Annotated in this window: 1 protein-coding gene; it reads right to left on the reverse strand. The window is 59.2% G+C overall.

Going from position 1 to position 385, the window contains the following annotated elements:
• Positions 1-385 (reverse strand): S49 family peptidase (locus tag EDI28_RS26635; protein ID WP_164918648.1); only part of this gene is annotated, 385 nt, incomplete at both ends.

Genomic DNA, 385 nt, shown 5'->3' on the forward strand with positions numbered 1-385 from the left:
GTTTCTGCCAGCACGCGTGCCTGTTCTTCGCGTCCGTGAGCCTCCTCACAGTTGAGGATCCCCATAATGCGGCTGTTTTCTGCCGCAACCGCTGCGGTGATCTGCGCGTTCACGTCCGGCTGCGCCGCGCTGGCGTTCTCGCCCTCCGTCGCTGGCACCACGTCAGTAACGTCAGCCTGCGAAGCAGTGGCTGAAACAGTTGTTGATTGAGTCTCTTTGGTCATTCGCCCTCCTGAGAGACGGGATTTACGTGCATCCAGTGCATCACGCATGACGGTGATCGCATCGGTGCTGTTAACAAGTTCATCAGCCAGTCCGGCATCAATGGCCTCCTGACCGCTGTACACTGCAGCCTCGGTATCCAGCACAACCTGCACGGACAGGC

This window comes from Photobacterium chitinilyticum (genome assembly GCF_004104355.1).
Classification (GTDB): Bacteria; Pseudomonadota; Gammaproteobacteria; order Enterobacterales; family Vibrionaceae; genus Photobacterium; species Photobacterium chitinilyticum.